This window comes from Oleiphilus sp. HI0080, assembly GCF_001635135.1.
This window is the reverse complement of record NZ_LWFU01001173.1, coordinates 1-512: the sequence shown is the minus strand read 5'-3', so window position 1 is coordinate 512 and position 512 is coordinate 1. Positions and strand designations below refer to the sequence as shown.

The window sequence follows — 512 nt, the reverse complement described above, 5'->3', positions numbered from 1 at the left end:
TCACTTCGCCTAACAAAAGATTCAAGGGATGGACATGCGCGCCGGTTTTATCGAGTAAGCCGCCAACATATGCATCCGTCGCGATCTCTTTGTGAATCGCTTCGCCATCGAGCATCTCTAGGCCTTGGTGACCAAGGCTCTCCCATAGTGCTTTTTGACCCTGAAGATGACCCATTTGCGTTTTATTGAATGCCGCAAAAATACCGCCGGGCCGGTAGTCGCAGTCAATGTTATATTTCTCGATACGGTTGCGAATAATGTCACCACCCTCAAACGCCATACTCCCGAGGGCTTGCGCCGTCGTCTTGCCGTATTTTCGCTCTATAACATCAATGTCACGTGAGTAGCTATTTACCAATTGACCGCCATTGCGCCCGCTTGCACCATAACCTATTCGAGCAGCTTCTAGTACGGCGACTTTATAACCGTTTTCTGCGAGGTGTAGTGCGCTTGATATCCCCGAAAAGCCAGCACCGATAACGCATACATCCACATCGAGGTGTTCGTTTAGA

At 49.6% G+C, this 512-nt stretch carries 1 protein-coding gene; it reads right to left on the bottom strand.

Features of this window, described 5'->3' with window-relative positions; genetic code table 11:
* Positions 1-512: FAD-binding oxidoreductase (locus A3751_RS20900; protein ID WP_156492701.1), on the bottom strand; the 512-nt coding region annotated here is incomplete at both ends.